The organism is Microbacterium croceum (genome assembly GCF_023091245.1).
Taxonomy (GTDB): Bacteria; Actinomycetota; Actinomycetes; order Actinomycetales; family Microbacteriaceae; genus Microbacterium; species Microbacterium croceum.
The window spans coordinates 177359-202566 of the sequence record NZ_JAHWXN010000001.1 but is presented as its reverse complement, the minus strand read 5'-3'; the positions used below and the strand labels follow the sequence as shown (position 1 = coordinate 202566).

The window sequence follows — 25208 nt, the reverse complement described above, 5'->3', positions numbered from 1 at the left end:
GCGCTCAGACGAACATCACCCGACGCGGCGGCGCATCGCTGTAGTGCCGACCGAGCGGACTGACCCAGTCCAGGCTGCGATCGGGAAGCTGTCGCGCCGTCCAGCGATGGCGCTCATCGATGTCGGGATGCTTCAGCACGTGGTGTCCTGCGCAGAAGTGACTGAGGTTCGACAGACTCGTGCGTCCGCCCCGCGCATGGTCGTGGTTGTGATCGATCTGACAGCGGTGCACCGGCATCCGACAGCCGGGGAACCGGCAGTGCTGGTCGCGCGCCCGCAGGAATCGGCGCATGCCCTCGGTCGGACTGTACGTGTCGGTCTGGGTGACCATTCCGGTCGGGTCGAGGAAGAGCCGGGACCAGCCGCCATTGCGCCCGGCGAGATCGCGGGCGATGTCAGGATCGATCGGCCCGAAGCCGTCGAGCTCGGCGGGGCGGTCGTCGGTGCCGGCCAGCGTCGTCGCGGCGATCGTCACCTGGACGTGGGCCTGGATCCGGTCGACACCCGCCCCGGCCGCATCGCTGGGGTCGGACGCGAGCAGCAGATCGGTGAGCAGATCCGTACGCACCTGGTCGATCGTCCGCGTGTCGGCCGGGGCCTCGACGGGGCACGGCTCGGGCAGTGGGTCGGTGGTGAAGGTGTCGCGATCGCCGAAGATGGTCCACTCGTCGATCCCTGGCGCGCTCCAGTCCAGGTCTTCGGGGAAGATCGGACTCTCCCCGGAGTCGAGGTCGTCCGGGTCGAGCACCGGTTCGACGTCGTCGCGCGCCGCGATGACCCCACGGGCGAGATGCGTGAGCCGGTCCATGATCGCCGCTGCCAGGTGCTCGGGAACCACCACGGTGATCAGCGCGAGCCCGTCGTCGACGGAGCGCATCGTGACGCGTCGCTCCGATGCCGCGCGGCGATGCCGATCGACCAGTGTCTCGCCTGCGAGGGCCGCGGCGATCTGCCGCACGAGGGGGCGAGTGCGCGCCGGTGTGTCGTGCTCGGCGACGACCACGGCTGCGGTGTCGTAGAGCTCCAGGGCCGCGGCATCCGCCGTCCCCTCGCGGACGGCCTCGCGCACCACCGCACCGGCGCGGACGATCTCGCGTACATGCGCCGCCGTGATCCCGCCCCGATGGAACGACGCACGGGCCACGGGATGATCGGAATCGAGGAACACGGCGTCGGAGAACGCGTACTCGACGCTGCCCTGCGAGACGTGGCCGGCGGCGGAGTACTCGGCGATCATCGACCGGTGGATCGTGTCGCGGTGGTAGGGGCTCTCCTGCGTCTCCGCATCGCGCAGGAGCACGCGATCGACGAGCAGCTCCATCGATTCCGCCTCGAGCCGGGCGATCTGGCGCCGCTTCTCCACCCACGCATCGAGCAGCGCGGCACGCTGCTCGGAGTGGTCGGAAGAGGTCTGTGACATGCTGCTAGCCTAGAACATATGTACGACACTCGGTCGGAGTCATCCACAGGCGCGGCCACCGCGTGCGTCGCCCGGATGGCGGGTTCCGACAACGGATCGTTGCGTTCCTGTGAGCAACTTCCAGACAACTGGCAGGACCGCGCTGGCAGACTGGAGTCATGGTGACGTTGCTGTTGGATCAGACGCAACTGGAGGTCGTGCTCTCGCCGATCGAACGTGCCGCGACCTTCCACCGTGAGAATCTGCGGATCGCACGCGAGACCATCACCAAGGTGCAGTTGACCGATGACGCGTGGACCTGGTTGCGGGGGGTGCCGAACCCCGGCACCCACATCCCCGGCATCCTCGCTGCCGGCAGCTGGAAGGCCGCGGGCAGCCTGGATTTCGTGCTGATCCGTCGCCGCCGTCCGAGCGTCGTGATCGACCTCGACGGGGACGCGCAGTACCGGCGTCTGATCCTCACGACCCGACACGGACTCTCGCTCACGCAGGCCCTGCGCCTCGAGGTCTCCAGCGAGGCCGCCGATGTCGAGGAGATCGTGGCGACCTCGCCGACGCCCGTGACGAAGGGCAGCCGTCGTCCGGTCATCCGTCCTCGGCCCGCCTGACACCCCGCTGACATGTGAGAAGCCCTCCGCGACCCAAAGGTCGGGGAGGGCTTCTCGCCTGTCGGAGCGCGCCGGCGTCAGTCCTGACGGTGCTCGCCTTCGTGGTGCTCGCCTTCGTGGTGCTCGTCGGATGCCGGAGCGTCCGCATCCGTCACGACCGGTTCCGCGGCGGGCACGGTGTCGATGACGCCCGTGGAGGCGACGCTCCACGCGGAGCCCTCGGAGCCCTCGGAGCCCTCGGAGCCGAGCGGGTAGTCCTTCGGCTCGTCCTCGTAGTAGGCGCGCGCGGCGGCAGCGAGCATCGAGCTCACCGCAGCGGATCGAGGGTCATCCTCGGACTGCTCTCCCTCGGACTGCTCGCCCTCGGAGGCCTGGCCGCTCCCGCCATCGAGGTCGGAGAAGATCTCGAGACCGGCAGCATCCTCGTCGGCGGCATCTTCGTCAGGTGCGTCATGCGCCTCGACGGGAGCCGCCTCTTCCCCGGGGGTCTCGGTCGTGTCGTGGTCTTCGCCGGAGATCTCCGCCTCATCGCCGCGGCCGGCGAAGATCTGGCTGACATCATGCACGGGCTCTTCCTCGTCGTCGGACGAAACCGGTGCGGCGGCGGGAGCCGCGGTGCCGAACAGGATCTCGTCGAACGAGGGAGCGGACGTGTCGGAGGGAAGCTCGTCGGACGGAGCCTCATCGCCCGCCGCGGGCTCATCGGCGGCGACCGGTGCGATCACATCCTCCTCGGCGGTGTCGGCATCGACGTCGGCGGGAGAGCGCCAGGCGCTCTCGGACGCGCGGATGCTCTCGGCGACCTCCTCCACGGCGGCGACCGCCACGGCATCGTCGACGGAGGGTGCGTGCTCGTCGACCTGCTCGTCGTGTGCGGGATCGGCGCCGGCAGCGATCGCCGCCGCTGCCGCAGGATCCGAGGGGGCCGCCTCGGACACCGCAGCCGACACGGCCGAGGCCTCGGCGATCTCGGCGATCAGGGTCTCATCGGCGGTATCCGTCGCGACGGCATCCGCCGACTGGTCTGCCTGCGCGGCATCGGCAGCGGTCTCGGCGTCATCGGCGCCGGCAGCGAAGGCGAGCGTGAGCTGCGAGGCGGCGGCCGACGCGCGGGGCTCCAGCTTGCCGCCGCGGACCAGTTCGATGAAGACGTCTTCCAGCGTCGGACCGCGCTGCACGAGAGTGCTCAGCGCGATGCCGGCCTGGGCCGCGACGGCGCCGACGGTGCCGGCATCTCCGCCGCGCACGGTGAGGCCGGAGCGCAGCACCTCGACGTCGAAACCGGCGGTCGAGAGTGCGGTCGTGAGGGCGGCGCGGTCCAGCGCATCCACGACGACCGAGCCTGCCGCCGGGTCGGCGAGCGTCTCGATGCCGCTGGAGAGCACCAGCTGGCCCTTGGAGAGCACCAGGACGTTGTCGGCGACCTGCTCGACCTCGCTGAGCACGTGCGAGGAGACGAGGACGGTGCGGCCCTCATCCGCCAGACGGCGCATCAGCAGACGCATCCAGCGGATCCCCTCGGGATCGAGACCGTTCGCCGGCTCGTCGAAGACGAGTGCGCCGGGGTCTCCGAGCAGCGCGTGCGCGACGCTCAGCCGCTGGCGCATGCCGAGCGAGAAGCCTCCGATGCGCGAATCGCCTTCGCCGTCGAGACCGACCAGCGCGAGGACCTCGTCGACGCGGGCGAGCGGGATGCCGTTGGCCTTGGCGGCGATCGTCAGCTGTCGGCTGGCCGTGCGGCGCGGGCGGTAGGCCGTCTCCTCGAGCACGGAGCCGATGGTGCGCAGCGGCTGGCGGAGCTCTGCGTACGGCGTCCCACCGATCGTGGCGGTGCCGGATGAGGCACGTACCTGACCCAGCAGGATGCGCAGGGTCGTGGTCTTGCCGGCCCCGTTGGGGCCGAGGAAAGCAGTGACTGCACCGGGCTCGACACGGGCGGAGAGGTCCGAGACGGCGGTCACCTCATTGAAGCGCTTCGTCACATGTGTGAACTCGAGCACCTGTCCGTCGGGCATCCGCGACCTCTCCTTGCATTGGGCACTTCCCTCTATCCTGCCGGAAAAGCGCTCGGATCGCGTATTTCATGCGGATTCGGGCGTCGTCCGATCGGAGTAGCCTGGCTCCTGTGACCGATTCCACGCCTGCTCCCCGCGTCCTCGTCCGCACGGAAGGAGCCCTCGGTCGGCTCACCCTCAACCGCCCCGAGGCGATAAATGCCCTCGATCGGGGGATGATCGAGATCCTCACGCAGACGCTCGACGCCTGGCGCGACGACACCGATGTGCAGATCGTGCTGATCGATGGGGAGGGCGAGCGCGGCATGTGCGCGGGCGGAGACGTGCGCGCACTGCACGCCCAGATCGTGGGCGGTCGCGCAGAGGAGACCGCGGAGTTCTTCCGCGCCGAATACGCGCTCAACGCCCTGATCGCCGAGTACCCCAAGCCGGTCGTCGCCCTCGCCGACGGCATCACGATGGGCGGCGGCATCGGCCTCGCCGGTCACGCGGCGATCCGTATCGTCACCGAACGCTCGAAGCTGGCGATGCCCGAGACGCGCATCGGCTTCACCCCCGACGTGGGCGGCACCTGGCTGCTCGGTCGGGCGCCCGGGCGGTTCGGCGAGTACTTCGGACTCACCGGTCAGACGATGAGCGGAGCGGATGCCGTGTACCTGGGCTTCGCCGACCACTTCGTGCCGTCCGACCGACTCGACGCGCTGCGTGAAGCCCTCGCCTTCCGTGCCGACCCCACAGGTCCCAGCGAGATCGTGCTGCTGTTCGACGAGACCCCTGAGCCCTCGGCGCTGCCCGCGCTCCGCCCCGCGATCGACGAGGCCTTCTCGGCACCGACCGTCGCGGAGATCGTCGACCGTCTCCACGCGCAAGGCGCCACGGATGCCGCTGCCATCGCCGACCTGCTCGAGGGGCTGGCCCCGACCGCGCTCGTCGTGACGCTCGACGCCGTACGCGAGGCCCGCGAGGCATCCGGCCTCCGCGCCGCACTGGAGGGCGAGTACCGCCGGGTGCTGTGGTTCGTGAACGAGCACCCCGACCTCGTCGAAGGCATCCGCGCGCAGCTCGTCGACAAGGACCGCGATCCGCACTGGCAGCCTGCCACGCTCGCCGAGCTCGACTCGGACGCCGGTGCCGACGCGCGGGCGTACGTACCCCGGCATCCGCTCTTCTGAGCGGTCTACCGGCTCGGGACGGATTCTTCGGCAGGATGCAGAAACCGCTGGCCGTGCCGCGGAATGGTTCGCTGTCAGCGAAGGTCCCCTGATAGGGGGATACGAATGTCGGCGCTTCGTGGCACTCTGTCTTGTGGCCGATTGTCGGTCGGCGTCCGTCAGCCGAGAAATCCGCCGATTCATCCTTCCTAGAAAGTCCGCCTGTGCTGGGAAAAATCCTCCTCCGTTATCTGTCCCGATACCGATGGCTGCTGCTCGCCGTGCTGGTCTTCCAGCTCGCGAGCGTGGCAGCGACGCTCTACCTTCCGCGCCTCAACGCCGACATCATCGACAAGGGCGTCGCCCGCGGTGACACCGGCTACATCTGGAGCACGGGTCTGTTCATGCTCACCGTGTCCTTGGGGCAGATCATCGCCTCGGTCACGGCCACCTACTTCGCCGCACGCGCAGCGATGGGCGCGGGCCGCGACATCCGTGCCGACGTCTTCGGCAAGGTCAGCGGCTTCTCCGAGCGCGAGGTGTCGCAGTTCGGAGCCGGCTCGCTCATCACCCGCAACACGAACGACGTGCAGCAGGTGCAGATGCTCGCCATGATGGGGGCGACCATGCTCGTCACGGCGCCGCTGCTCGCGATCGGCGGCATCATCTTCGCCGTCCAGACCAACGTCGGCCTGAGCTGGCTCATCGCCGTCTCGGTGCCCCTGCTGCTCATCCTCGCGGCTCTCGTGATCGGCCGCATGGTGCCTCTGTTCCGCAAGTACCAGGGCAAGCTCGACAACGTCAACCGCATCATGCGCGAGCAGCTCACCGGCGTCCGCGTCGTGCGCGCCTTCGTGCGCGAGCGCATCGAGGAGGAGCGCTTCCGGGGTGCGAACACCGACATCATGGACGTCGGGCGCAGGGTCGGCTCGCTGTTCGTGCTGCTGTTCCCGCTGTTCATGCTCATCCTCAACGTCACCGTCGTGTCCGTCATCTGGTTCGGCGGCATCGAGGTCAACAACGGCACGGTCCAGGTCGGCACGCTGTTCGCCTTCATGCAGTACATCGGCCAGATCATGGGCGGCGTGATCATGGCGAGCTTCATGGCGATGATGATCCCGCGCGCCGCGGTCTCGGCCGAGCGCATCGGCGAGGTCCTCGACTCCGAGTCGACCCTGGTGCGTCCGGAGAACGGCGTCACCGAGTTCCCCGCGCCCGGATCCGTGGCCCTCGACGATGTCGAGTTCACCTACCCCGGCGCCGACTCGCCGGTGCTCACCGGAATCAGCTTCGCCGCGCAGCCCGGTGAGACGGTCGCGATCGTCGGTTCCACCGGTTCGGGCAAGACCACGCTCGTGTCGCTCATCCCGCGTCTGTTCGACGTCTCGGGCGGCGCGGTGCACGTCGGCGGCACCGATGTGCGCGAGGCGGATGTCGAGGCGCTCTGGGACAGCATCGGACTGGTGCCGCAGCGACCGTTCCTGTTCACCGGTACCGTGGCGTCCAACCTGCGCTACGGCCGCGAAGAGGCGACGGACGAAGAGCTCTGGCGGGCGCTCGAGATCGCCCAGGGGCGCGATTTCGTCGAGGAGATGCCCGATGGGCTCGAGTCGCGCATCGCTCAGGGCGGCACGAACGTCTCCGGCGGACAGCGTCAGCGTCTGGCGATCGCCCGCGCGATCGTGCACAGGCCGCAGATCCTCGTCTTCGACGACTCCTTCTCGGCGCTCGACCTCACCACGGATGCCCGGCTGCGCCAGGCGCTGTGGCGGGAGCTCCCGCACGTGACGAAGATCGTGGTCGCGCAGCGCATCTCCACCATCACCGACGCGGACCGCATCGTCGTCCTCGACGGCGGCACCATGGTCGGGGTCGGCACGCATGAGGAACTGCTCGAGACGAGCGACACCTACCGAGAGATCGTCGAGTCGCAGCTGGGGGTGGACGCATGAGCGAGCAGAGCACCCCTTCGACCGGCTCAGGGACGGGTACCCGAAAGCAGCGCGGTCCCGCTCGCAGCAAGACCGCGACGATCGAACCCGAGCTGACCGCCGAGGAGAAGTACGAGGCGGAGCTCGCGGAGCAGGCACGCCAGAACTCCGGCTCCTGGGACAGCGTCGCGCCGGGCAAGGCCGACAACTTCGGTCCGAGCTTCGCCCGGATGATCGGGTTGCTGAAGCCGTCGGCCCTCTGGTTCGTCTTCGTGTCGATCCTGGGTGCCATCGGCGTCGTGCTGACCGTCGCGGCACCCAAGGTGCTCGCCGAGGCGACCAACCTCGTCTACAAGGGGTTCATCTCCATCCAGCTCGGGCAGCCCAGCGACGGCTTCCCCGGGTTCCCGGCCGGCACCTCGCAGGATGCCGTCATCGAGGCGCTGCGGGCAGGCGGTCAGGACGACTTCGCGAACCAGGTCGGTGCGCTGGGCGACTTCACGGTCGGCCAGGGGATCGACTTCGACGCCCTGCGGCTGGTCATCGCCGCGGTGCTGAGCATCTACGTGGCCGCCGCGTTCCTCACCTGGATCCAGGGCTACGTGATCAACGTGATCATGGTGCGCACCATGTGGCGGCTGCGTGAGTCGGTCGAGGCGAAGATCAACCGCCTGCCGCTGGCGTACTTCGACAAGGTGCAGCGCGGTGAGCTGATCTCGCGCGTCACGAACGACATCGACAACATCACGCAGACGATGCAGCAGTCGCTCTCGGGTGCGCTCACCTCGGTGCTCACCGTGATCGGCGTGCTCGTGATGATGTTCTCGATCTCGTGGCAGCTCGCGCTCGTCGCGCTGATCACGCTGCCGCTCATGGGCGTGATCTTCGGCATCATCGGGCCGCGGTCGCAGAAGGCCTTCGGCAGCCAGTGGCGCAAGGTCGGCAGGCTCAACGCCCGCGTCGAGGAGGCTTTCTCCGGCCACGCGCTGGTGAAGGTCTTCGGTCGCGAGAAAGATGCGCTGGCGAAGTTCCAGGACGAGAACGAAGAGCTGTTCCAGGCGAGCTTCAAGGCCCAGTTCCTGTCCGGCATCATCATGCCGGCCATGATGTTCGTCGGAAACCTCAGCTACGTGGGCATCGCGGTGCTCGGTGGGCTGATGGTCGCGAACGGTCAGCTCCGACTCGGCGACGTGCAGGCGTTCATCCAGTACTCGCAGCAGTTCACGCAGCCGCTGTCCGAGCTGGGCGGCATGGCTGCCGTGGTCCAGTCCGGCACCGCGTCGGCTGAGCGGGTCTTCGAGCTGCTCGACGCCGACGAACAGGAGGCCGATGACGTCGATGCCCCCGAGCTGGTGGAGGGCAGGGGCGTGATCGAGTTCCAGAACGTCGCGTTCTCGTACACGCCGGAGCGCCCGCTCATCCGGGACCTGTCGTTCCGGGTGGAGCCGGGTCAGACCGTCGCGATCGTCGGACCGACCGGTGCGGGCAAGACCACGCTGGTCAACCTGATCATGCGGTTCTACGAGCTCAGCGGCGGGCGGATCATGCTCGATGGGCAGGACATCGCCGAGGTGACCCGCGACGAGCTGCGTTCGCGCACCGGCATGGTGCTCCAGGACCCGTGGCTGTTCGCGGGCAGCATCCGCGAGAACATCCGCTACGGCCGCTCGACCGCGACCGATGACGAGGTCCAGGAAGCTGCCACGGCGACCTACGTCGACCGTTTCGTGCACGCTCTCCCCGAGGGGTACGACACCGTGCTCGACGAGGATGCCGCGAACGTGTCGGCCGGTGAGCGCCAGCTGATCACGATCGCACGGGCGTTCGTCGCGAAGCCGTCGATCCTCATCCTCGACGAGGCCACGTCGGCGGTCGACACCCGCACCGAGCTGCTGCTCCAGAAGGCGATGGCTGCTCTGCGCGAGGGGCGCACCTCGTTCGTGATCGCGCACCGGCTGTCGACCATCCGCGACGCCGACCTCATCCTGGTGATGGAGCACGGTGACATCGTCGAGAAGGGCACGCATGACGAGCTCATCGCGGCTCAGGGCGCCTACTGGCGGCTCTACCAGTCGCAGTTCGAGCAGGCCGCGACCGACATCGACGCGGAAGATGCCCTCACCGGATCGACGCCCGTCGTCGTCAGCGGCGAGGCCGACGATGCGACGGCGGCGGCCGTGGTCGGCGCCTCCGTGGGCGCGCAGGTGCCCGCCGCCGAAGTGGCGGCCGCTGAGGCCGTGGTCGAGAAGCCCTCCGCGGATGGCTCGGATCGCAGCAGCGCTTGAGAGCAGTGCCTGACCATGGCACGTGAGCGCGCGTGCCAGACAGAGGGGGCCCGCCTGGAACATCCAGGCGGGCCCCCTCGCGGTCTGCCGGTGGCGCTGGTGAGGTGCGGGTGCTCGCGGGGCCTGCGGGGCCTGCGGGGCCTGCGGGCTCAGCCGCGCGGGCCGCGCGGGCCGCGGTGTGGCCTGCGGAGTCAGTTCCGGGCGGTGTCGAGACCCAGCAACTCGATCGGATGGGTCAGTCGCCACCAGGGGCTCGGGCCCTCGATGTCATCGGCGAGCACCAAGGGCGTGGTGGTCGAGTTGAGCGGTCCCGCCGTGGTGAGGGTACCGATCTGTTCCCCGGCGCCCCACTCCGAGTTCAGCGCGAAGTCAGGAGTAGCCTGCGCCGCTGCGCCGTTCCAGAGGATGACGTCAGCATCGGCATCGGTGATCACATCGATCCTCTCGCCCCACACCGTGCGGACTTCGCCGACGGCGGTGCCCTGAGGGACGGCGGGTGCCTGAGCCTGCAAGGCGGCCTCGGTCTCGGCGAACAGGCTGCGTGTCGCGGCGAGGCGTTGCGCGTCGTCGTCTTGCGTGAGCACGGCGGCGAAGAGATGAACGGTCGTGTCGCCGACGGTGATGTCCTTGGCGGTCAGCAGATTCCATCCGACCAGGGTGCCGGTCTTGATCCCGACCACGCCGGGGTCGACGAGCATCCCGTTCGTGTTCTCGACAGTGCCGGCTCCGGGAAGGTCCACCGACTTCGTCCCGACGATCTGGGCGAAGACCGGGTTCTTCATCGCATACTCACCCAGGGCGACGAGAGCCTCCGGTGTGGAGACGTTGCGTTCGTCGAATCCGGACGGCGTCACGACGGTGATGCCGGAGAGCCCGCGGTCGCGCAGCCAGACCGTCGCGGCCTCGGCGAAAGCCCGATCGGATCCCCAGATCTCCGATGCGAGACGGTCGATGTAGTTGTTCGCTGACCCCAGCAACGTCCCCTGGAGAAGCTGATACTCGGTGAGCACTCCGCCGACCGGGACGTCGAGCGCGGACTGGTCGGACTGCCGGTACGACCAGTAGTCGAGGCTGTCGCGGTAGGTGAAGGAGAACTCCGGGCCTTGCTCCCCCAGAGCCAGCGGCATCCGGTCGAGCACCATCAGGCTGCTGACGACTTTGGTGATGCTGGCGATGCTCACCGGGTCGGCCATCGAGGCCGACGTCGCCATCCCGCCGATTCCCACGGCGGCGCTGCCCTGCGCCGGCCAACTCACTGCTGCTGCCGGGGCTGGCACCGTGGCGAACTCCACGGACTCCACTGTCGGCGCGACCTCGTGCAATGGCCACATCAGAGCGCCTCCCACGTAGGTCGCGAGGAGACCGGCCAGCACGCCCAGCGGTACCAGCAGTCCAGGGCGTGCGATCGCCGGACGGAGCTTCGCCCCGCGCATCAGTGCGACGCCGGGGTCGACGTCGGAGACCTGGTCGAAGGTCGGAGCCGGAGAGCTGCCGGCGACGGTCTCGGCGTCGACCCACGTCAGAGCTGTGGCGTGCGTCTCCTCATCGGCCCACCGCACGGCAGCGGGCCTCAGGGACTCGGGGCTTTCCGCTCCGTCGGCGGGGGAGTCTTCCGCGAGGGGTTCCGGAGGGATCACTGTCTCGTCGTCGCTCTCCACGGCTTCCGCCTCTTCCGGCGCCGCGGTCTCGGGCGCGACTGCCGGGGAATCGGGCGCGACTGCCGGGGTCTCGGGCGCGACTGCCGGGGAATCGTCGCCGGCGGTGGCGTCGCCGGGGGCAGCTGTGTCGGTGGCCTCGGCAGGATCAGAAGCGGTCACTTGCCTAAGCTACCGAATTCATCGACCGATTCGCGGCCGCGCAACCGGGAGACACGGCCCTGCACGACTGGGTAGGATCGGAGACACAACCACGGGAGTCCGGCGAGCCGGGCTGAGAGGGAGCGAATCGCGCTTCGACCGTCGAACCTGATCTGGGTCATGCCAGCGCAGGGAGGAGTTCAGATGAGTACGTCCACGTCCACATCCGCACAGCAGTCATCCGCTGCCTCGAAGGATCTTCGTCGCGCCCCGGTCTGGCGCTGGCGCGTCGTCGACATCGTCGTCGCCGCGGTCCTCGGTGTCGCGATCGGCCTCGTCTTCTGGGGCTGGAACACGATCGGCTACGCCTGGTTCGGCGCGGCCGATGCGCTGACCCCCGGTCTCGGCGGCATCGCCGTCGGCATCTGGCTGCTCGGCGGCGTGGTGGGCGGTCTCGTGATCCGCAAGCCCGGCGCCGCCCTGGTGGTCGAGCTGGTCGCCGCGATCGTGTCGATGTTGATCGGTAACGTCTGGGGCATCTCGACGGTTCTCTCCGGGCTCGTGCAGGGACTGGGCGCGGAGATCATCTTCGCGCTGTTCTTGTACCGCCGTTTCGGCATCGCGGTCGCAGCGCTCGCGGGTGTCGGCGCTGCCGTCGCCGCCTGGGTGTTCGAGCTGTTCTATGGAAGCTCACCGAACATTCTGAAGTCCCTCGAGTTCAACACGATCTACCTGGTCAGCGTCGTGGTGTCGGGTGCGATCCTGGCCGGTGTCGTCGGTTGGTTGCTCGTGCGCGCCCTCGCGGTCACCGGTGCCCTCAGCCGCTTCGCCGCCGGGCGAGAGCACGTGCGCGAGGTCTGAGCGTGACCTTCGCCGCCCCGGCCCGCGTGCAGGCTGCGGGCTGGGGGTGGCGTTACGCCGGGCGCAAGCGGCCGGCGGTCGCCGACGTGAGCTTCACGATCGAGCCGGGCGAGAGGGTGCTGCTGCTCGGTGCCTCCGGCGCGGGCAAGTCCACGCTGCTCGCAGGCCTCGCGGGTGTGCTCGGCGACGACGACGAAGGCGAGCGCACCGGTTCGCTCCGCGTGGATGGCGCCGCGCCCGAGTCCCGTCGAGGACAGGTGGGTCTGGTGCTGCAGGATCCGGATGCCGGGATCGTGCTGTCGAAGGTCGGCGACGACGTGGCATTCGGGTGTGAGAACCTCGGCGTCCCCGCATCCGACATCCCCGTCCGCGTGGCCGAGGCGCTGGACGCCGTCGGGCTCGATGTGCCGCTGCAGCGACCGACCAAGGCGCTGTCGGGCGGACAGAAGCAACGGCTGGTACTGGCCGGCGTGCTGGCGATGCGCCCCGGCCTGCTACTGCTCGACGAGCCGACCGCGAACCTCGACCCCGAGGGTGTGCGCGAGGTGCGCGCGAGTGTGGAACGGGCCGTCTCCGCGAGCGGGGCGACGCTGATCGTGGTGGAGCATCGCACCCCCATCTGGGTCGATCTGATGACGCGGGTCATCGTGCTCGCCGCCGACGGTGGTCTGCTCGCGGACGGTGCGCCCGAGCGGGTGTTCGCCGAGCACGGCGCCGTGCTGGCGGATGCCGGAGTCTGGGTGCCCGACCGGGGCATCGACCTTCCCGTGCTCGAACAGGTGGCAGCATCCGATGTGCTCACGGCATCCGGTCTCGCGGTCGCGCGCGAACCGCGCGTCGTGGTGCAGTCGGGGCTCGAGCTGCACGTGCCGCGTGCCAACGCGACGGTGATCACCGGGCCCAACGGTGCGGGCAAGTCCACGCTGGCGCTGACTCTCGCTGGTCTCATCCCCGAGCAGGCGGGGGAGGTGCGCGCCGCCCCCGAGCTCGCAGGGCGTCGCGGAGTGCGTCCGATCCGCTGGACATCGCGCGAACTGCTCACCCGCATCGGCATGGTGTTCCAGGAGCCGGAGCATCAGTTCCTCGCGCAGACCCTGCGGGATGAGCTCGCGGTCTGTCCGCGCGCGCTCGGCTGGGACCAGACGCGCACCGATGCCGTCGTCGACGAGCTGCTGGAGCGGTTGGGGCTCGCCCCGCTCGCCCTCGCCAACCCGTTCACCCTTTCGGGCGGTCAGAAACGAAGGCTGTCGGTGGCGACCGTGCTCGCGGGAGCACCGGAGGTGATCGTGCTCGACGAGCCGACGTTCGGGCAGGACCGACGCGGCTGGATCTCGCTCGTCGCGCTGCTGCAGGAGGAGATCGCACGTGGTCGATCGGTCATCGCGGTCACTCATGATGACGCCGTGGTCCGGCACCTGGGCGGGCATCGCATCGAGCTGGCGGCGGCCTCATGACCATCGCCGAGAGTACGCGGACCGTCTGGCTCGACGGCGTGAACCCCGTGACCAAGCTGGTGCTCGCGGTGCTGCTGTCGGTGCCGCTGTTCGCGTCGATCGACGTCACGAGCGCTCTGGCCGCGATCGCACTGCAGCTGCTCTGCCTCCCGCTGACCGGGCTGCGGTTGCGCACGGTGCTGAAACGGCTGCTGCCGATCGTGATCTTCGCGCCGATCGCCGGTATCAGCATGCTGCTCTACGCCGAGCCGGCCGGGCACATCTACTTCACGTTCGGGTTCGCGACCATCAGCGACGATTCGATCACGCTGGCGATCGCGGTCAGCCTGCGTGTGATCGCGCTCGGGTTGCCCACGATCCTGCTGTTCGGCGGTACCGACCCCACCCAGCTCGCGGATGCCCTCGCTCAGGTCGCGAAGCTGCCGAGCCGCTTCGTGCTCGGCATCCTCGCCGGCACCCGGATGCTGGGACTCTTCCTCGATGACTGGCGCACCATGAGCCTGGCGCGCCGAGCGCGCGGCGTGGGCGACCGCGGGGTGCTGCGCCGGTTCTTCTCGATGGCGTTCGTGCTGCTGGTGTTCGCGGTGCGCCGCGGCTCGAAGCTGGCGCTGGCGATGGAGGCGCGCGGCTTCGGCTCCGGCATCCCGCGCACGTGGTCGCGGCCGTCGCGACTGCATCCGCGCGACGCCGTCGCCCTGCTCGGGGGAGTCGCGATCATGGGGCTCGCGCTCACGGCCGCGATCGTCGTGGGAACCTTCCGCTTCGTCTGGAGCTGAGGAGCGCCCGCTCAGGTCTCGTTCCAGAGCCGCCGGTAGTACGCGAGCCGTTCGCGATCGGGTGCGACCCCATAGGCCTCGATCAGGGTGTCCTCCCAGCCCGGTCCGAAGTTCCAGGCCGTGCTCATCGAGGCGACGGCGATGTCGGCCAGCGGTCCGCGGTGCCGAGGGCGGCGAGATCGACGAACCCGACGGGGCGGCCGGCGTCGTCGAGCAGCGTGTTCGGCATGCAGGCGTCGCCGTGGCACACCACCAGCCGGTCGATCGACGGCGCATCGTGCAGGTCGTCGGCCACGATCGTGCCGCGCTGGGCTGCGTCGGCGATCCGCTGGTGCGTGCCCCACTCCCAGGGGCACTCGGCCACCGGCAGTGCATCGTGGAGCGCGCGAAGGCCGACGCCGACCGCTCGCACTGCGGTCTCCGGTTCGGCGGCCCAGCGCGGGTCGACCGCGCTGCGCGCATCGATCGCGACCGTCACGAGCCACTCGTGCGCGTCGTCCTGTCCCTGCGCGATCACCTCGGGGGTGGCGATCCAGCGCCGTGCCCAGTCCATCCGCTCGGCTTCATCCCGCATGGACGCCTCGAGGTCGAGCGGGCCCCACTTGATGTAGCGCCCGTCATCGGTGCGGAACGTCAGCCCGCCGATGCCGTTCCGCCAGACCGGCGTCAGGGCGGCGCCGGCGGCGAGCTCGCGCACGCGGTGCGGCACGGCGATGTCGTGGGCGGGGATGCTCATGGCCCCATCCTGGCAGCCCGCTCCTCTCACAGTGTCGTCCACCGGTCTCCGAAGCCGTGCACACCCGGAACGGGGCCGCACGGGCATCTGCCACTCAGGTTCACGTTGGCTGAGACTGCGTCGCGCGACTATCCTCGGACAGAGCAGCCGACGACGTTCAAGGGAGAACACGATGCAGATCAGCGGTCAAGGCGCGCTCATCACCGGAGGCGCCTCCGGGCTCGGGCTGGCCACCGCCAGGCGGATCGTCGCGGCCGGCGGACACGTCACGATCATCGACCTCGCCTCGTCGAGGGGTGCCGAGATCGCGGACGAGCTCGGTGGGCTCTTCGTCGCGGCGGACGTGACCAGCGTCGACGAGGTCCAGGCCGCTGTCGCCACCGCGCAGGCCGCCGCGCCGCTGCGCATCGTCGTGAACTGCGCAGGGATCGCCCCACCGGCCAAGGTGCTCGACCGCGAGGGCAATCCTGCGGTGCTCGCCGACTTCGAACGCGTGATCCGCATCAACCTCGTCGGCACGTTCAACGTCATCTCACAGGCCTCTGCCGTGATCGCGAAGAGCGAGCTGCACGACGAGGAGCGCGGCGTCATCGTGAACACCGCGAGCGTCGCCGCGTTCGACGGCCAGATCGGCCAGCCCGCCTACTCCGCCTCCAAGGGCGGCGTGCACGCCATGACCCTCCCCGTGGCGCGCGAGCTCGCCCGCTACGGCATCCGGGTCTGCACGATCGCTCCCGGCATCATGGAGACGCCGATGCTGATGGGGCTCCCGCAGGCCGCGCAGGACTCCCTGGGTCAGCAGGTCCCCTTCCCGTCGCGGCTCGGCCGCCCCGACGAGTACGCCGCGCTCGTGCAGCAGATCGTCGAGAACGGCTATCTCAACGGCGAGACCATCCGCCTCGACGGCGCCATCCGCATGGCACCGCGCTGACCCCGCGGCCGCCCTTCCCTTTCGCGATCGAGAACCCAGGAGAACCCATGTCCCTTGCAGGCAAGACCATCCTGATGTCAGGCGGCAGCCGCGGCATCGGGCTCGCGATCGCGTTGCGTGCCGCGGCAGACGGCGCGAACATCGCGATGCTCGCGAAGACCGACACCCCGCATCCGAAGCTCGAGGGCACGATCCACACGGCGGCCGACCAGATCCGCGCCGCGGGAGGCCACGCCCTGCCGATCGTGGGCGATGTGCGCGACGACGACGACATCACCGAAGCGGTGCTGAAGACGCAGGGCGAGTTCGGCGGCATCGACATCGTCATCAACAACGCCAGTGTGATCGACCTCTCGCGTTCGCTCGAACTCGGCGCGAAGAAGTACGACCTCATGCAGGACGTCAACGTGCGCGGGACGTTCATGCTCTCGCGCGCCGCGGTGCCGATCCTCAAGGATGCCGAGAACCCGCACATCCTCTCGCTCTCGCCGCCGCTGAACCCCACGCCGAAGTGGCTCGGTGCGCACACCGGCTACACGCTTGCGAAGTTCGGGATGACGATGGCCACGTTGGGCCTCGCCGCAGAGTTCGCGCGCGACGGCATCGCGGCGAACACGCTGTGGCCGCGCACCACGATCGCCACCGCGGCGGTGCAGAACCTGCTCGGCGGCGACAAGGTCATGGCCGCGAGCCGCACTCCCGACATCTACGCGGATGCCGCCTACGCGGTGCTGTGCAAGCCGGCGCGCGAGTACACCGGGCAGACGCTGATCGTGGAGGACGTGCTCGAGGCCGAGGGAGTGACGGACTTCTCGGGGTACGCCGCGATCCCCGGCACACCGGACAGCGCGCTGTTCCCCGACATCTTCCTGGACTGAGGGGCGCTCAGAACAGCAGATACAGCGCGCCCGCGATGGTCAGGGCGATCACGATGCGGTCGAACAGGCGCTGATCCATGCGCCGGGCCAGGCGGATGCCGGCGAGCGCGCCGATGACCACGAGCGGGGCCAGCACGGCATCCATCAGCAGTACGTGTCCCTCGAAGAGACCGAGGCCCGCCAGGAACGGCACCTTGATCAGGTTGATGATCGCGAAGAACCAGGCCGAGGTGCCCAGGAACACCTGCACCGGAGTGCGAGTGGCGAGGAAGTACATCGACATCACGGGGCCGCCCGCGTTCGCGACCATCGTGGTGAAGCCGCCGAGCGTGCCGTAGACGCCGGAGAGCACCAGGCCACCGGGCGCGGGAGCGGCCACTTCCGTGCGATTCTGCCGCCACCGGCGCCACAGCGTGACCGCGATCATCAGCAGCAGGATCACGCCGATCGCGCGGCGGACGATGCCGTCGCCGGCGAGGGCCAGGAACGCGAATCCCGCGATCAGCCCCGCGATGACGGCGGGCGCCAGGCGCAGCAGGGTCGGCCAGTGCGCATGACGCCGGTAGGTGATGAGCGCGAACACATCGCCGACGATCAGCAGGAGCAGCATCGCGGCCGTGGAGGTGCGCGCGGGCAGCACGGTCGCGAACAGCGCGATCGCCAGGATGCTGCCGCCGGGCAGGGCGGTCTTGGAGATGCCGATCGTCACCGCGGCGAGGGCGAGTGCCGCCCAGGCCCAGGGCTCGAGCCCGATCACGGGTGCAGGGTCATGGGTCAGCCGCGTGTGGCGGCGAGCGCAGCGGTGAAGCGAGCCGCGCGCTGCTCGATGTCTGTCCAGTCGGAGGCTGTGATCGATGCGCCGTTCGCCAGGTCGCCGCCTGCACCCACCGCCACGGCACCGGCAGCGAACCAGGCGGCGAGGTTGTCGGGGCTCACGCCGCCGGTCGGCATGAGGGGAGCGTCGGGGAACGGGCCGCGCAGCGCGCCGAGGTACGACGGGCCGCCGAGGGACGCCGGGAAGATCTTCACGACGTCGACGCCGAGCTCGAGCGCGCCCATGACCTCGGTGGGGGTCATCGCCCCGGTCATCACGACACGACCGGTGTCGAGCATCGACCGGGTGAGGGCGGGGAGCGTGCCGGGGCTGACCAGGAACTCGGCTCCGGCGTCGGCGGCGAGAGCGGCCTGCTCCGGCGTCGTCACGGTACCCGCGCCGATGTAGGCCGCGTCGCCGTGGCGGGCGATGAGCTCGCGGATCACGGCGGGGGCGTCGGGGGTCGAGAAGGTGACCTCGATGCCGGTGACGCCGCCGCGGATGATCGCCTCGGATGCCTCGAGCGCGAGCTCGGGGGAGGGCGCGCGGAGCACCGCGAGAATGCCGGTGGTGCGGGCGCGGTCGAGACGATCAGACATGGAGCTCCTTCACAGGGTGGGCAAGGTCCATTCTCCCTGACCCTAACCTGTCATTACAAGTTGCGCGATCTCGCGAGTCGTTCAGCGGATGCGGTGCGGGCCCCAGGCGTCGATCACGTTCTTGGACTCCTTCAGCCCCAGGCCCGTGTGCTCGCGCACCAGCTTGATCGCGACGATCGGCTGGCCTTCGGCGACCAGCCTGTCGATCTCCGCCACCACGGATGCCGGGAGCGCTGCGCGCACCGACGAGGGGGTGGCCGCCGCCGGGGTGATCGAGGAGTACGCGGCGCCGGCGTTCGAGACGGCGGCGAGGTGGGGCGCGGTGGTGCTGACCGACCAGTGCTCGATGCGGTCCTTCGCATCCTTCAGACCGAGGCCGGAGTGGTCGCGCAGCATCTTTATGGCATTGATCTTCTGCCCCGCGGCCACCAGTCGATCGATCTCGGCGATCACGGGCGGGGTGAGGCCGGAGACGGTCGACATCGCAGAGGTTGCGGGAGCTGAACGCGGCGTCGCGGCGGTCGGCGTGTACACCTGAGCCTGCGGCGCCTTCGGCCGCATTCCCTTGAATGCGGCGTTCAGGATGATCACGACCACGATCAGCGCGATGACGATCCCGACGACCCAGACGATGTCCATGGCGTCAGTCTACGGAGACGGGACCCGCTGCCCCAGGGCCCTCCCATGCGGAACCCCGTACCCTGGAAGGTATGACTGAGCCCACTCGCATCCGTTCCACGGGTCCCGCCACGCCGCAGGTGCGCCCGGCGACGGAGGGATGGACCCAGCAGAAGGATGCCGAAGGGCGTCCGCTCCTGCAGTTCGCCAGCCCCAAGCGCGGCAAGCCGCCGGTGCACCTGGCCGACCTCACGCCCGCCGAGCGCGTCGAGAAGGTCAAGGAGCTCGGGTTGCCCGGCTTCCGCGCCAAGCAGCTGTCGACCCATTACTTCCGTCACTACACGTCGGACCCCGAGCAGATGACCGACCTCCCGGCCGACACCCGCGAGCAGCTCGTCGCCGGGATGCTGCCGCCGCTGCTCACCGAGGTGCGGCGCCTCGAGACCGACCGTGGCGACACCATCAAGTTCCTGTGGCGCCTGCACGACGGCGCGCTGGTCGAGTCCGTGCTCATGCGCTACCCCGGCCGCATCACGCTGTGCGTGTCGAGCCAGGCGGGCTGCGGCATGAACTGCCCGTTCTGCGCCACCGGTCAGGCCGGCCTGACGCGCAACATGTCGACCGCCGAGATCGTCGAGCAGATCGTGCGTGCGAACCGGCTGATCGCCGAGGGCGGCCTCGGCGGCAAGACCCTTCGACAGGCTCAGGGACCGGGTCAGACACCGGAACGTGTCTCCAATATCGTCTTCATGGGCATGGGGGAGCCGCTCGCCAACTACAAGCGCGTCATGGACGCGGTGCGCATCATGGTCGCGCCGCAGCCCGACGGCCTGGGCATGAGCGCCCGCGGCATCACGGTCTCGACCGTGGGCCTGGTGCCCGCGATCAAGAAGCTCGCGGACGAGGGCATCCCTGTGACCTTCGCACTGTCGCTGCATGCCCCCGACGACCATCTGCGCGATGAGCTCATCCCGGTGAACTCGCGCTGGAAGGTCGACGAGGCCCTCGACGCCGCCCGGTACTACTACGAGAAGACCGGTCGCCGCGTCTCGATCGAGTACGCGCTGATCAAGGACATGAACGATCACGCGTGGCGCGCCGACCTGCTCGCCGAGAAGCTCAACGAGCGCGGCCGCGGCTGGGTGCATGTGAACCCGATCCCGCTGAACCCGACGCCCGGATCGATCTGGACGGCATCCGAGAAGGATGTCACCAACGAGTTCGTGCGTCGGCTCAACGACGCCGGCATCCCGACGACCTTGCGCGACACCCGAGGCAAGGAGATCGACGGGGCCTGCGGGCAGCTCGTCGCGACCACCGAGGACGAGGCCGCCTCGGCCGCGACGGCCTGAGCGCAGGGCGCCGGACTCAGCGCTCGCCGAGAAGCTGGGGGCGCACCGCCTGCAGTCGGCGATCGAGCGCCTCCAGGAACGCGGCGACCGCGGGCTGACGCAGCGCCTCCGGGCGAGCGACCAGCCAGTACGGCAGACGCTGCGCGACGAGATCGGGCAGCAGCCGCACGAGGTCGTCGTGCGGATCGGCGAGGAACGCGGGGAGCAGTCCGAACCCGGCGCCGCCGCGGGTCGCATCCACGTGCACGTACACGTTGGTGCTGGCGACGGCATCCGTCATCCCCGGCACGGCGCGACGCGCATCGTCGAGCGAGTCGACGTGCAGCATCGATTCGATGAAGTACACGAGGGGCTTGCCGGTGAGATCGTCGAGCGTCTGCGGCGTCGGATGCCGGCGCAGATAGTCGCGGCTCGCATACAGCCCCAGCGCGTAGTCGGCGAGATGCACGGCGCGGGCGCGACGCACCTGCGGGCGGCCCACCACGACCTCGAGGTCGGCTCCGGTGCGCTGCTGCGAGGCCTGCCGCGTGCCGGTGATGATCTCTAGGCGCACATCGGGATGCCGCTCCTGCAGCTCCGCCATCGCCGGTGCGGCGACGAATCCGCTGAAGCCGTCGGTCGCTGAGAGGCGGATGAGCCCTGCCACGCGCTCGTCGTCGCGGGCGTCGAGGCCGTCGAGCGCCCGCTCCACGCTCTCCGCCGCGGCGAGGGCGCGGGTGCCGAGCGGGGTCAGCTCCCATCCGCCGTCTTCGCGCGAGAGCACCCGCCCACCCAGCTGCGCCTCGAGCGCGGCGATGCGTCGGGCGATCGTGGTGTGGTTGAGCCCCAGCTGCTGGCCGGCGGTCGTGTAGCGGCCGGTGCGCGCGACCGCGAGGAGCACCAGGAGGTCATCCGCGCTCAGCGGCGGTGCGGGGAAATGCGCCATCACATCTGCAGTTTTGCATATCCGCCACCCTGGCGCCTGTGCTGGAAGCTGAACTACTCTCCCCTCATGGCGACGGCACAGGTGCACAGACGATGACGCTGTCGGCGACCGCACGCGGCACGGATCTGAAGGGCAGGACCGCTCTCATCACGGGAGCGGCCAGTGGGATCGGTGCCGCGTGCGCCATGTCGTTCGCGGAAGCGGGTGCGCACGTGCTGGTCGCGGATCGCGACGCCGACGGCGCTGCGCGCGTGGCCGCGTCGATCGGCGGAGAAGCCCTGGTGATCGACCTCGGCGACCTCGACGCCCTCGCCGCCGGCACGTTCGACGCGGACATCCTGGTCAACAACGCCGGCATCCAGACCGTCGCGCCGATCGTCGACTTCGACCCGCTGGTCTTCCGCCGGATGCTCGACATCATGGTCACCGCACCCTTCCTGCTCACCAGGGCGGTGCTGCCGGGCATGTACGCCCGCGGCTGGGGGCGCATCGTGAACATCAGCTCGGTGCACGGCATCCGCGCGAGCGAGTTCAAGTCCGCCTACGTGACCGCCAAGCACGCGCTCGAGGGCCTCTCGAAGGTCACCGCCCTGGAGGGCGCGGTGCACGGCGTCACCAGCAACTGCCTCAACCCCGGGTATGTGCGCACGCCGCTGGTCGAGAAGCAGATCGCCGACCAGGCGCGCGTGCACGGCATCCCCGAGTCCGAGGTGATCGAGAAGGTCATGCTCGTCGAGTCCGCCATCAAGCGACTGCTGGAACCGGGAGAGGTCGCGGATCTCGCGCTCTGGCTCTGCGGCGACACCGCCGCCTCGGTGACCGGGGCCTCGTACGCGATGGACGGCGGATGGAGCGCGCGATGAACGGGCTCGCGGTCTCGGCCTTCGGACTCGCGGATGCCGGGCCGGCGCTGCTGGCGATCCACGGCATCACGGCGAACGGCCTCTCGTGGCAGCGGGTCGCCGCGCACCTGCCGCAGCGTCGTCTGCTCGCGCCGGACCTGCGTGGGCGCGGTCGCAGCAACGGTCTTCCCGGACCCTACGGACTCCGGCGGCACGCGCTCGACCTCGCCGCGGTGCTCGATGCCGACGGTGGCGGCGCGCGTATCGTGCTCGGGCACTCCATGGGCGCGTTCGTCGCGGTCGCTCTGGCCGTCGCGCGCCCCGACCTCGTCGCCCGACTGGTGCTGGTCGACGGCGGGTTCCCCCTGGCGCTGCCGGCGGGCGCGACCAGTGCCGAAGACCTCGACGTCGCCGCGCTGCTGGGCCCTGCTGCCCAGCGCCTGTCGATGGAGTTCGCCGACGACGAGGCCTACCTCGATTTCTGGCGACAGCATCCGGCGTTCGTGCGGGACTGGTCGCCCGCGGTCGAGGCCTACGCACGCTACGACCTCGACGGCGAGGCGCCGCACCGTAGGCCCTCCACCGTGGCCAGCGCGATGCTCCAGGACGGGGCCGAGCTCTACGGACCCGGCTGGTACCTCGACGCTCTCGGCTCGCTGCGGATGCCGGTGACCGTGCTGCGCGCCCCGCGCGGCCTGATCGACGCCGAGCCGCTGTATCCCGTCGGTGCTCTCGAGACCTTCCGCGCGCTGGTACCCCAGCTCGCGATCGTCGAGGTCGACGACGTGAACCACTACACGATCCTGTTCGCCGACCGGGGCGCTTCCCGGGTCGCGGCGGCCGCGATCACATCCGCACCCGAGATCCCGACGAAGGAGTCGACATGACCACTGCCCTGTTCGACGGCATCCATGCCCACCGCATCGAGACCGCCCGCTACACCGCGAACGTGCTGGAGCGCGCGGCGGCCGACCCCGGGGCGCCGACCGCCACCGTGGTGTTCGTGCACGGCAACGTCTCGTCGTCGCACTTCTACCAGCCGACGATGCTCGCACTGCCGGATGACGTGCGGGCGCTTGCGATCGACCTGCGCGGATTCGGCGACAGCGAGACCAAGCCGGTGGATGCCACGCGTGGGCTGCGCGACTTCGCCGACGACGTGCGGGCCGTGCTCGACGCGCTCGGCCTCGACGCGGTGCATCTCGTGGGATGGAGCATGGGCGGCGGCGTCGTGCTGCAGGTGGCGCTCGATGCTCCCGAACGCGTGCGGTCGCTGACACTCGAGTCGCCGGTGTCGCCATACGGCTTCGGTGGTACGCACGGAGCCGACGGTGTGCGCAACAATGCCGACGGTGCCGGCACGGGTGGCGGTGGTGCGAACCCCGACTTCGTGGCGCGGCTCGCGGGTGGCGACACCACAGCAGACGAGCAGACCTCGCCGCGCACGGTGTATCGCACCGCCTACGTCGCGCAGCCCGAGCGGCAGGCGGCGAACGAAGACGCCTGGGTGGCGTCGATGCTCACCACCAAGACCGGCGTCGACAACTACCCGGGCGACGGTGTGGCCTCGGAGAACTGGCCGGGATTCGCCGCCGGCACCCGAGGGGTGCTCAACACGATGGCCCCGCAGTACCTCGACCTCTCGGGCATCGTCGACCTCGCCGTGAAGCCGCCGATCCTCTGGGTGCGTGGGGAGAAGGACGCGATCGTGTCGGATGCCTCGTTCTTCGACCTCAACCAGCTGGGGCTGCTCGGAGTGATCCCGGGGTGGCCTGGTGCCGATGTCGCGCCCCCGCAGCCCATGGTCACGCAGACGCGCGCCGTGCTCGACCGCTACGCCGCTGCCGGCGGCACGTACCGCGAGGTCGCGCTCCCCGAGGCCGGGCACGCGCCGCACCTCGACGAGCCGCAGACCTTCGATCGCGAGCTGGCGGCGCACCTCGGGGTGTGAGGGCGGGGCCTCCAGAGTTCAGCGTGAGTCGGAGGCGCCGAGGCGTTCGGCGCGGTCGAGCCACCGGGTGACGGTGGGTTCCGCGGCCGCCTTGACCCCGAGCATCCGATGCGTGCGCACGGAGCGGATGCCGCAGAGGCGCATGGTGTTGCGAGCGACCTGGGTCTGCGCGGGCAGGCCGGTGAAGGGCACGGCGAACCACGGGGTGTCGGCGAGCAGGAGCAGGCGTCCGCGCCGTGCCGGCAGCAGTCCCTCCGGGAGGCCGAGCTTCGTGTAGCGGTACTCCTGCTGGGGGAGCAGAGCTCGATCGAAGAAGCCTTTCAGCACCGCGGGCACAGATCCCCACCACAGCGGCGTCGCGACCACGACCGTGTCGGCCTCGCTGAGCGCGCGCTTGGCGTCGACGAGGTCGGGTTCGAGCGTCATCCGCTCGCGGTAGCCGAAGCGCAGGTGCGGATCGAAGTCGAGATCCCGCAGCGCGAGCACGCGGGCGTCGCCGTGCCCCTCGGCATAGCGCTGTGCGAGTGCGGCGGTCAGGGAGCGGGCGTCGGGATGGCCGTCGATCACGAGGGCGGACATGCGGGATTCCAATCTGGACACTGTCAAGTAGGTGGACACTGTCAAGATAAGAGAGGATGTTGCGCATGTCAAGTTCGAAGGACGGCTACCACCACGGCGACCTCGCCCGGGCGCTGGAGGACGCCGCGATGCAGCTGCTGGAGCGGATGCCGGCAGCCGACATCAGCCTGCGCGAAGTCGCCAGAGCCGCGAACGTGAGCCACAACGCGCCGTACCACCACTTCGCCGACCGGCTCGGTCTGCTCAAGGCGATCGCCGAACGCAGCATGGCCGATCTCCTCGCGCAGGTGCGGGCCGCGGCATCCGAGTCGAAGACTCCCAGGGAGCTGTTGATCGACGGGGGCTCCGCGTACATCCGCTTCGCCGTGGAGCATCCGCATGCCTTCGACGCGGTCTACGACCCGACCGTGTGCGTGCCGGGTTCGCCGACCGTGACCATGGCGCCGCTGATCGAGGGGCTCGAGTCTGTGCTCGCCGAGGCGGCCGTCGCGGCGGGGCTCGACCGCCCCGGCGACGTGGTCTCGCTGTGGGGACTGATCCACGGCCTGGGCACGCTGGCCGCGGCCGGCCACTTCACGCTCGACGACGCTCTCGCAGCGCACGCCTCGACGGTGGACCGACTGCTGGGAGTGTGAGCATCCTCCCGTCGCGATGGCTCGACGGGCATCGCGGAGTGCGCATGCCTA

22 protein-coding genes, 1 pseudogene and 1 riboswitch are annotated in these 25208 nt (G+C 69.7%); of the genes and pseudogenes, 14 read left to right on the top strand and 9 right to left on the bottom strand.

The genetic code is table 11. The features are described from left to right. Positions 1–4: 4 nt before the first annotated feature. Positions 5–1420, bottom strand: coding sequence for an HNH endonuclease signature motif containing protein (locus KZC51_RS00875; RefSeq protein WP_247628136.1), 1416 nt, complete (start codon positions 1418–1420; stop codon positions 5–7). A 158-nt stretch (positions 1421–1578) separates the two neighbouring features. On the opposite strand from KZC51_RS00875, the gene KZC51_RS00870 reads away from it, so the two are divergent. After that, a complete protein-coding gene (locus tag KZC51_RS00870) occupies positions 1579–2028 on the top strand; it encodes a hypothetical protein (RefSeq protein WP_247628135.1) in 450 nt (149 codons plus the stop codon). A 77-nt stretch (positions 2029–2105) separates the two neighbouring features. On the opposite strand, the gene KZC51_RS00865 is transcribed toward KZC51_RS00870, so the two are convergent. Then, entirely contained in the window at positions 2106–4043 is a 1938-nt protein-coding gene (locus KZC51_RS00865; RefSeq protein WP_247628134.1) for an ATP-binding cassette domain-containing protein, read from the bottom strand. Positions 4044–4153: 110 nt separating this feature from the next. Between KZC51_RS00865 and KZC51_RS00860 the strand changes: the two genes are divergently transcribed. The 3 genes from KZC51_RS00860 to KZC51_RS00850 all read left to right on the top strand — a co-directional run bounded on the left by KZC51_RS00860 (position 4154) and on the right by KZC51_RS00850 (position 9410). Then, positions 4154–5215 carry an enoyl-CoA hydratase/isomerase family protein gene (locus KZC51_RS00860; protein WP_247628133.1) on the top strand — a complete coding sequence of 354 codons (1062 nt, stop codon included), beginning with the start codon at positions 4154–4156 and terminating at the stop codon, positions 5213–5215. A gap of 203 nt (positions 5216–5418) precedes the next feature. Further along, on the top strand, positions 5419–7146 hold the full coding sequence (locus tag KZC51_RS00855) for an ABC transporter ATP-binding protein (protein ID WP_247628132.1): 1728 nt from the start codon (positions 5419–5421) through the stop codon (positions 7144–7146). Further along, on the top strand, positions 7143–9410 hold the full coding sequence (locus KZC51_RS00850; protein ID WP_247628131.1) for an ABC transporter ATP-binding protein: 2268 nt from the start codon (positions 7143–7145) through the stop codon (positions 9408–9410). Before KZC51_RS00855 ends, KZC51_RS00850 begins: the two co-directional genes overlap by 4 nt. A 191-nt stretch (positions 9411–9601) precedes the next feature. On the opposite strand, the gene KZC51_RS17795 is transcribed toward KZC51_RS00850, so the two are convergent. Continuing rightward, complete coding sequence (locus tag KZC51_RS17795) at positions 9602–11227, bottom strand: D-alanyl-D-alanine carboxypeptidase family protein (protein ID WP_247628130.1); 1626 nt, start codon at positions 11225–11227, stop codon at positions 9602–9604. An 81-nt stretch (positions 11228–11308) separates the two neighbouring features. Beyond that, positions 11309–11420: riboswitch (TPP riboswitch) on the top strand. On the opposite strand from KZC51_RS17795, the gene KZC51_RS00840 reads away from it, so the two are divergent. From KZC51_RS00840 to KZC51_RS00830, 3 genes are all read left to right on the top strand, one after another. Further along, complete coding sequence (locus tag KZC51_RS00840) at positions 11411–12067, top strand: ECF transporter S component (protein WP_247628129.1); 657 nt, start codon at positions 11411–11413, stop codon at positions 12065–12067. (Overlaps the previous riboswitch by 10 nt.) Before the next feature lie 2 nt (positions 12068–12069). Continuing rightward, positions 12070–13521 (top strand): ABC transporter ATP-binding protein, encoded by a 1452-nt coding sequence (locus KZC51_RS00835; protein ID WP_247628128.1) that lies wholly within the window; start codon positions 12070–12072, stop codon positions 13519–13521. Beyond that, positions 13518–14297 carry an energy-coupling factor transporter transmembrane component T family protein gene (locus KZC51_RS00830; RefSeq protein WP_247628127.1) on the top strand — a complete coding sequence of 260 codons (780 nt, stop codon included), beginning with the start codon at positions 13518–13520 and terminating at the stop codon, positions 14295–14297. The genes KZC51_RS00835 and KZC51_RS00830 overlap by 4 nt, the downstream gene beginning before the upstream one ends. An 11-nt stretch (positions 14298–14308) precedes the next feature. Here KZC51_RS00830 and KZC51_RS00825 read toward each other — a convergent pair. Continuing rightward, positions 14309–15033: pseudogene (locus tag KZC51_RS00825) on the bottom strand (phosphotransferase). A 172-nt stretch (positions 15034–15205) separates the two neighbouring features. On the opposite strand from KZC51_RS00825, the gene KZC51_RS00820 reads away from it, so the two are divergent. Both KZC51_RS00820 and KZC51_RS00815 read left to right on the top strand, forming a co-directional pair. Further along, a complete protein-coding gene (locus KZC51_RS00820) occupies positions 15206–15964 on the top strand; it encodes an SDR family NAD(P)-dependent oxidoreductase (protein WP_247628126.1) in 759 nt (252 codons plus the stop codon). Between the two features lie 47 nt (positions 15965–16011). Further along, the gene (locus KZC51_RS00815) at positions 16012–16842 is read left to right on the top strand and encodes an SDR family oxidoreductase (RefSeq protein WP_247628125.1); all 831 of its coding nucleotides are present in this window, start codon (positions 16012–16014) and stop codon (positions 16840–16842) included. A 7-nt stretch (positions 16843–16849) separates the two neighbouring features. Here KZC51_RS00815 and KZC51_RS00810 read toward each other — a convergent pair whose 3' ends face one another. From KZC51_RS00810 to KZC51_RS00800, 3 genes are all read right to left on the bottom strand, one after another. After that, complete coding sequence (locus tag KZC51_RS00810; protein WP_247628124.1) at positions 16850–17599, bottom strand: sulfite exporter TauE/SafE family protein; 750 nt, start codon at positions 17597–17599, stop codon at positions 16850–16852. A gap of 17 nt (positions 17600–17616) precedes the next feature. Next, on the bottom strand, positions 17617–18255 hold the full coding sequence (locus tag KZC51_RS00805) for a bifunctional 4-hydroxy-2-oxoglutarate aldolase/2-dehydro-3-deoxy-phosphogluconate aldolase (RefSeq protein WP_247628123.1): 639 nt from the start codon (positions 18253–18255) through the stop codon (positions 17617–17619). 81 nt (positions 18256–18336) lie between these two features. Beyond that, positions 18337–18894, bottom strand: a complete 558-nt coding sequence (locus KZC51_RS00800) for a ribosomal L7/L12 family protein (protein WP_247628122.1) — start codon at positions 18892–18894, stop codon at positions 18337–18339. A 71-nt stretch (positions 18895–18965) separates the two neighbouring features. Here KZC51_RS00800 and rlmN point away from each other — a divergent pair, with 71 nt between their 5' ends. Then, positions 18966–20225 carry a dual-specificity RNA methyltransferase RlmN gene (gene rlmN / locus KZC51_RS00795; RefSeq protein WP_247628121.1) on the top strand — a complete coding sequence of 420 codons (1260 nt, stop codon included), beginning with the start codon at positions 18966–18968 and terminating at the stop codon, positions 20223–20225. A gap of 16 nt (positions 20226–20241) precedes the next feature. Here the strand turns inward: rlmN and KZC51_RS00790 are convergent, their stop codons facing one another. Continuing rightward, positions 20242–21150, bottom strand: coding sequence for a LysR family transcriptional regulator (locus tag KZC51_RS00790; protein WP_247630564.1), 909 nt, complete (start codon positions 21148–21150; stop codon positions 20242–20244). A 92-nt stretch (positions 21151–21242) separates the two neighbouring features. Here KZC51_RS00790 and KZC51_RS00785 point away from each other — a divergent pair, with 92 nt between their 5' ends. Genes KZC51_RS00785 through KZC51_RS00775 form a run of 3 tightly spaced genes read left to right on the top strand, consistent with a single transcriptional unit; the run spans position 21243 to position 23943 of the window. After that, positions 21243–22013: a 3-hydroxybutyrate dehydrogenase gene (locus KZC51_RS00785; RefSeq protein ID WP_247628120.1), complete on the top strand. Its 771-nt coding sequence runs from the start codon at positions 21243–21245 to the stop codon at positions 22011–22013. Further along, positions 22010–22879, top strand: coding sequence for an alpha/beta fold hydrolase (locus KZC51_RS00780; RefSeq protein ID WP_247628119.1), 870 nt, complete (start codon positions 22010–22012; stop codon positions 22877–22879). The genes KZC51_RS00785 and KZC51_RS00780 overlap by 4 nt, the downstream gene beginning before the upstream one ends. Then, positions 22876–23943, top strand: a complete 1068-nt coding sequence (locus KZC51_RS00775) for an alpha/beta fold hydrolase (RefSeq protein WP_247628118.1) — start codon at positions 22876–22878, stop codon at positions 23941–23943. Before KZC51_RS00780 ends, KZC51_RS00775 begins: the two co-directional genes overlap by 4 nt. 18 nt (positions 23944–23961) lie before the next feature. Here KZC51_RS00775 and KZC51_RS00770 read toward each other — a convergent pair whose 3' ends face one another. Continuing rightward, complete coding sequence (locus tag KZC51_RS00770) at positions 23962–24522, bottom strand: NAD(P)H-dependent oxidoreductase (RefSeq protein WP_247628117.1); 561 nt, start codon at positions 24520–24522, stop codon at positions 23962–23964. A 65-nt stretch (positions 24523–24587) separates the two neighbouring features. Here KZC51_RS00770 and KZC51_RS00765 point away from each other — a divergent pair, with 65 nt between their 5' ends. Continuing rightward, positions 24588–25157, top strand: a complete 570-nt coding sequence (locus KZC51_RS00765) for a TetR/AcrR family transcriptional regulator (protein WP_247628116.1) — start codon at positions 24588–24590, stop codon at positions 25155–25157. The last annotated feature ends 51 nt before the right edge of the window (positions 25158–25208 follow it).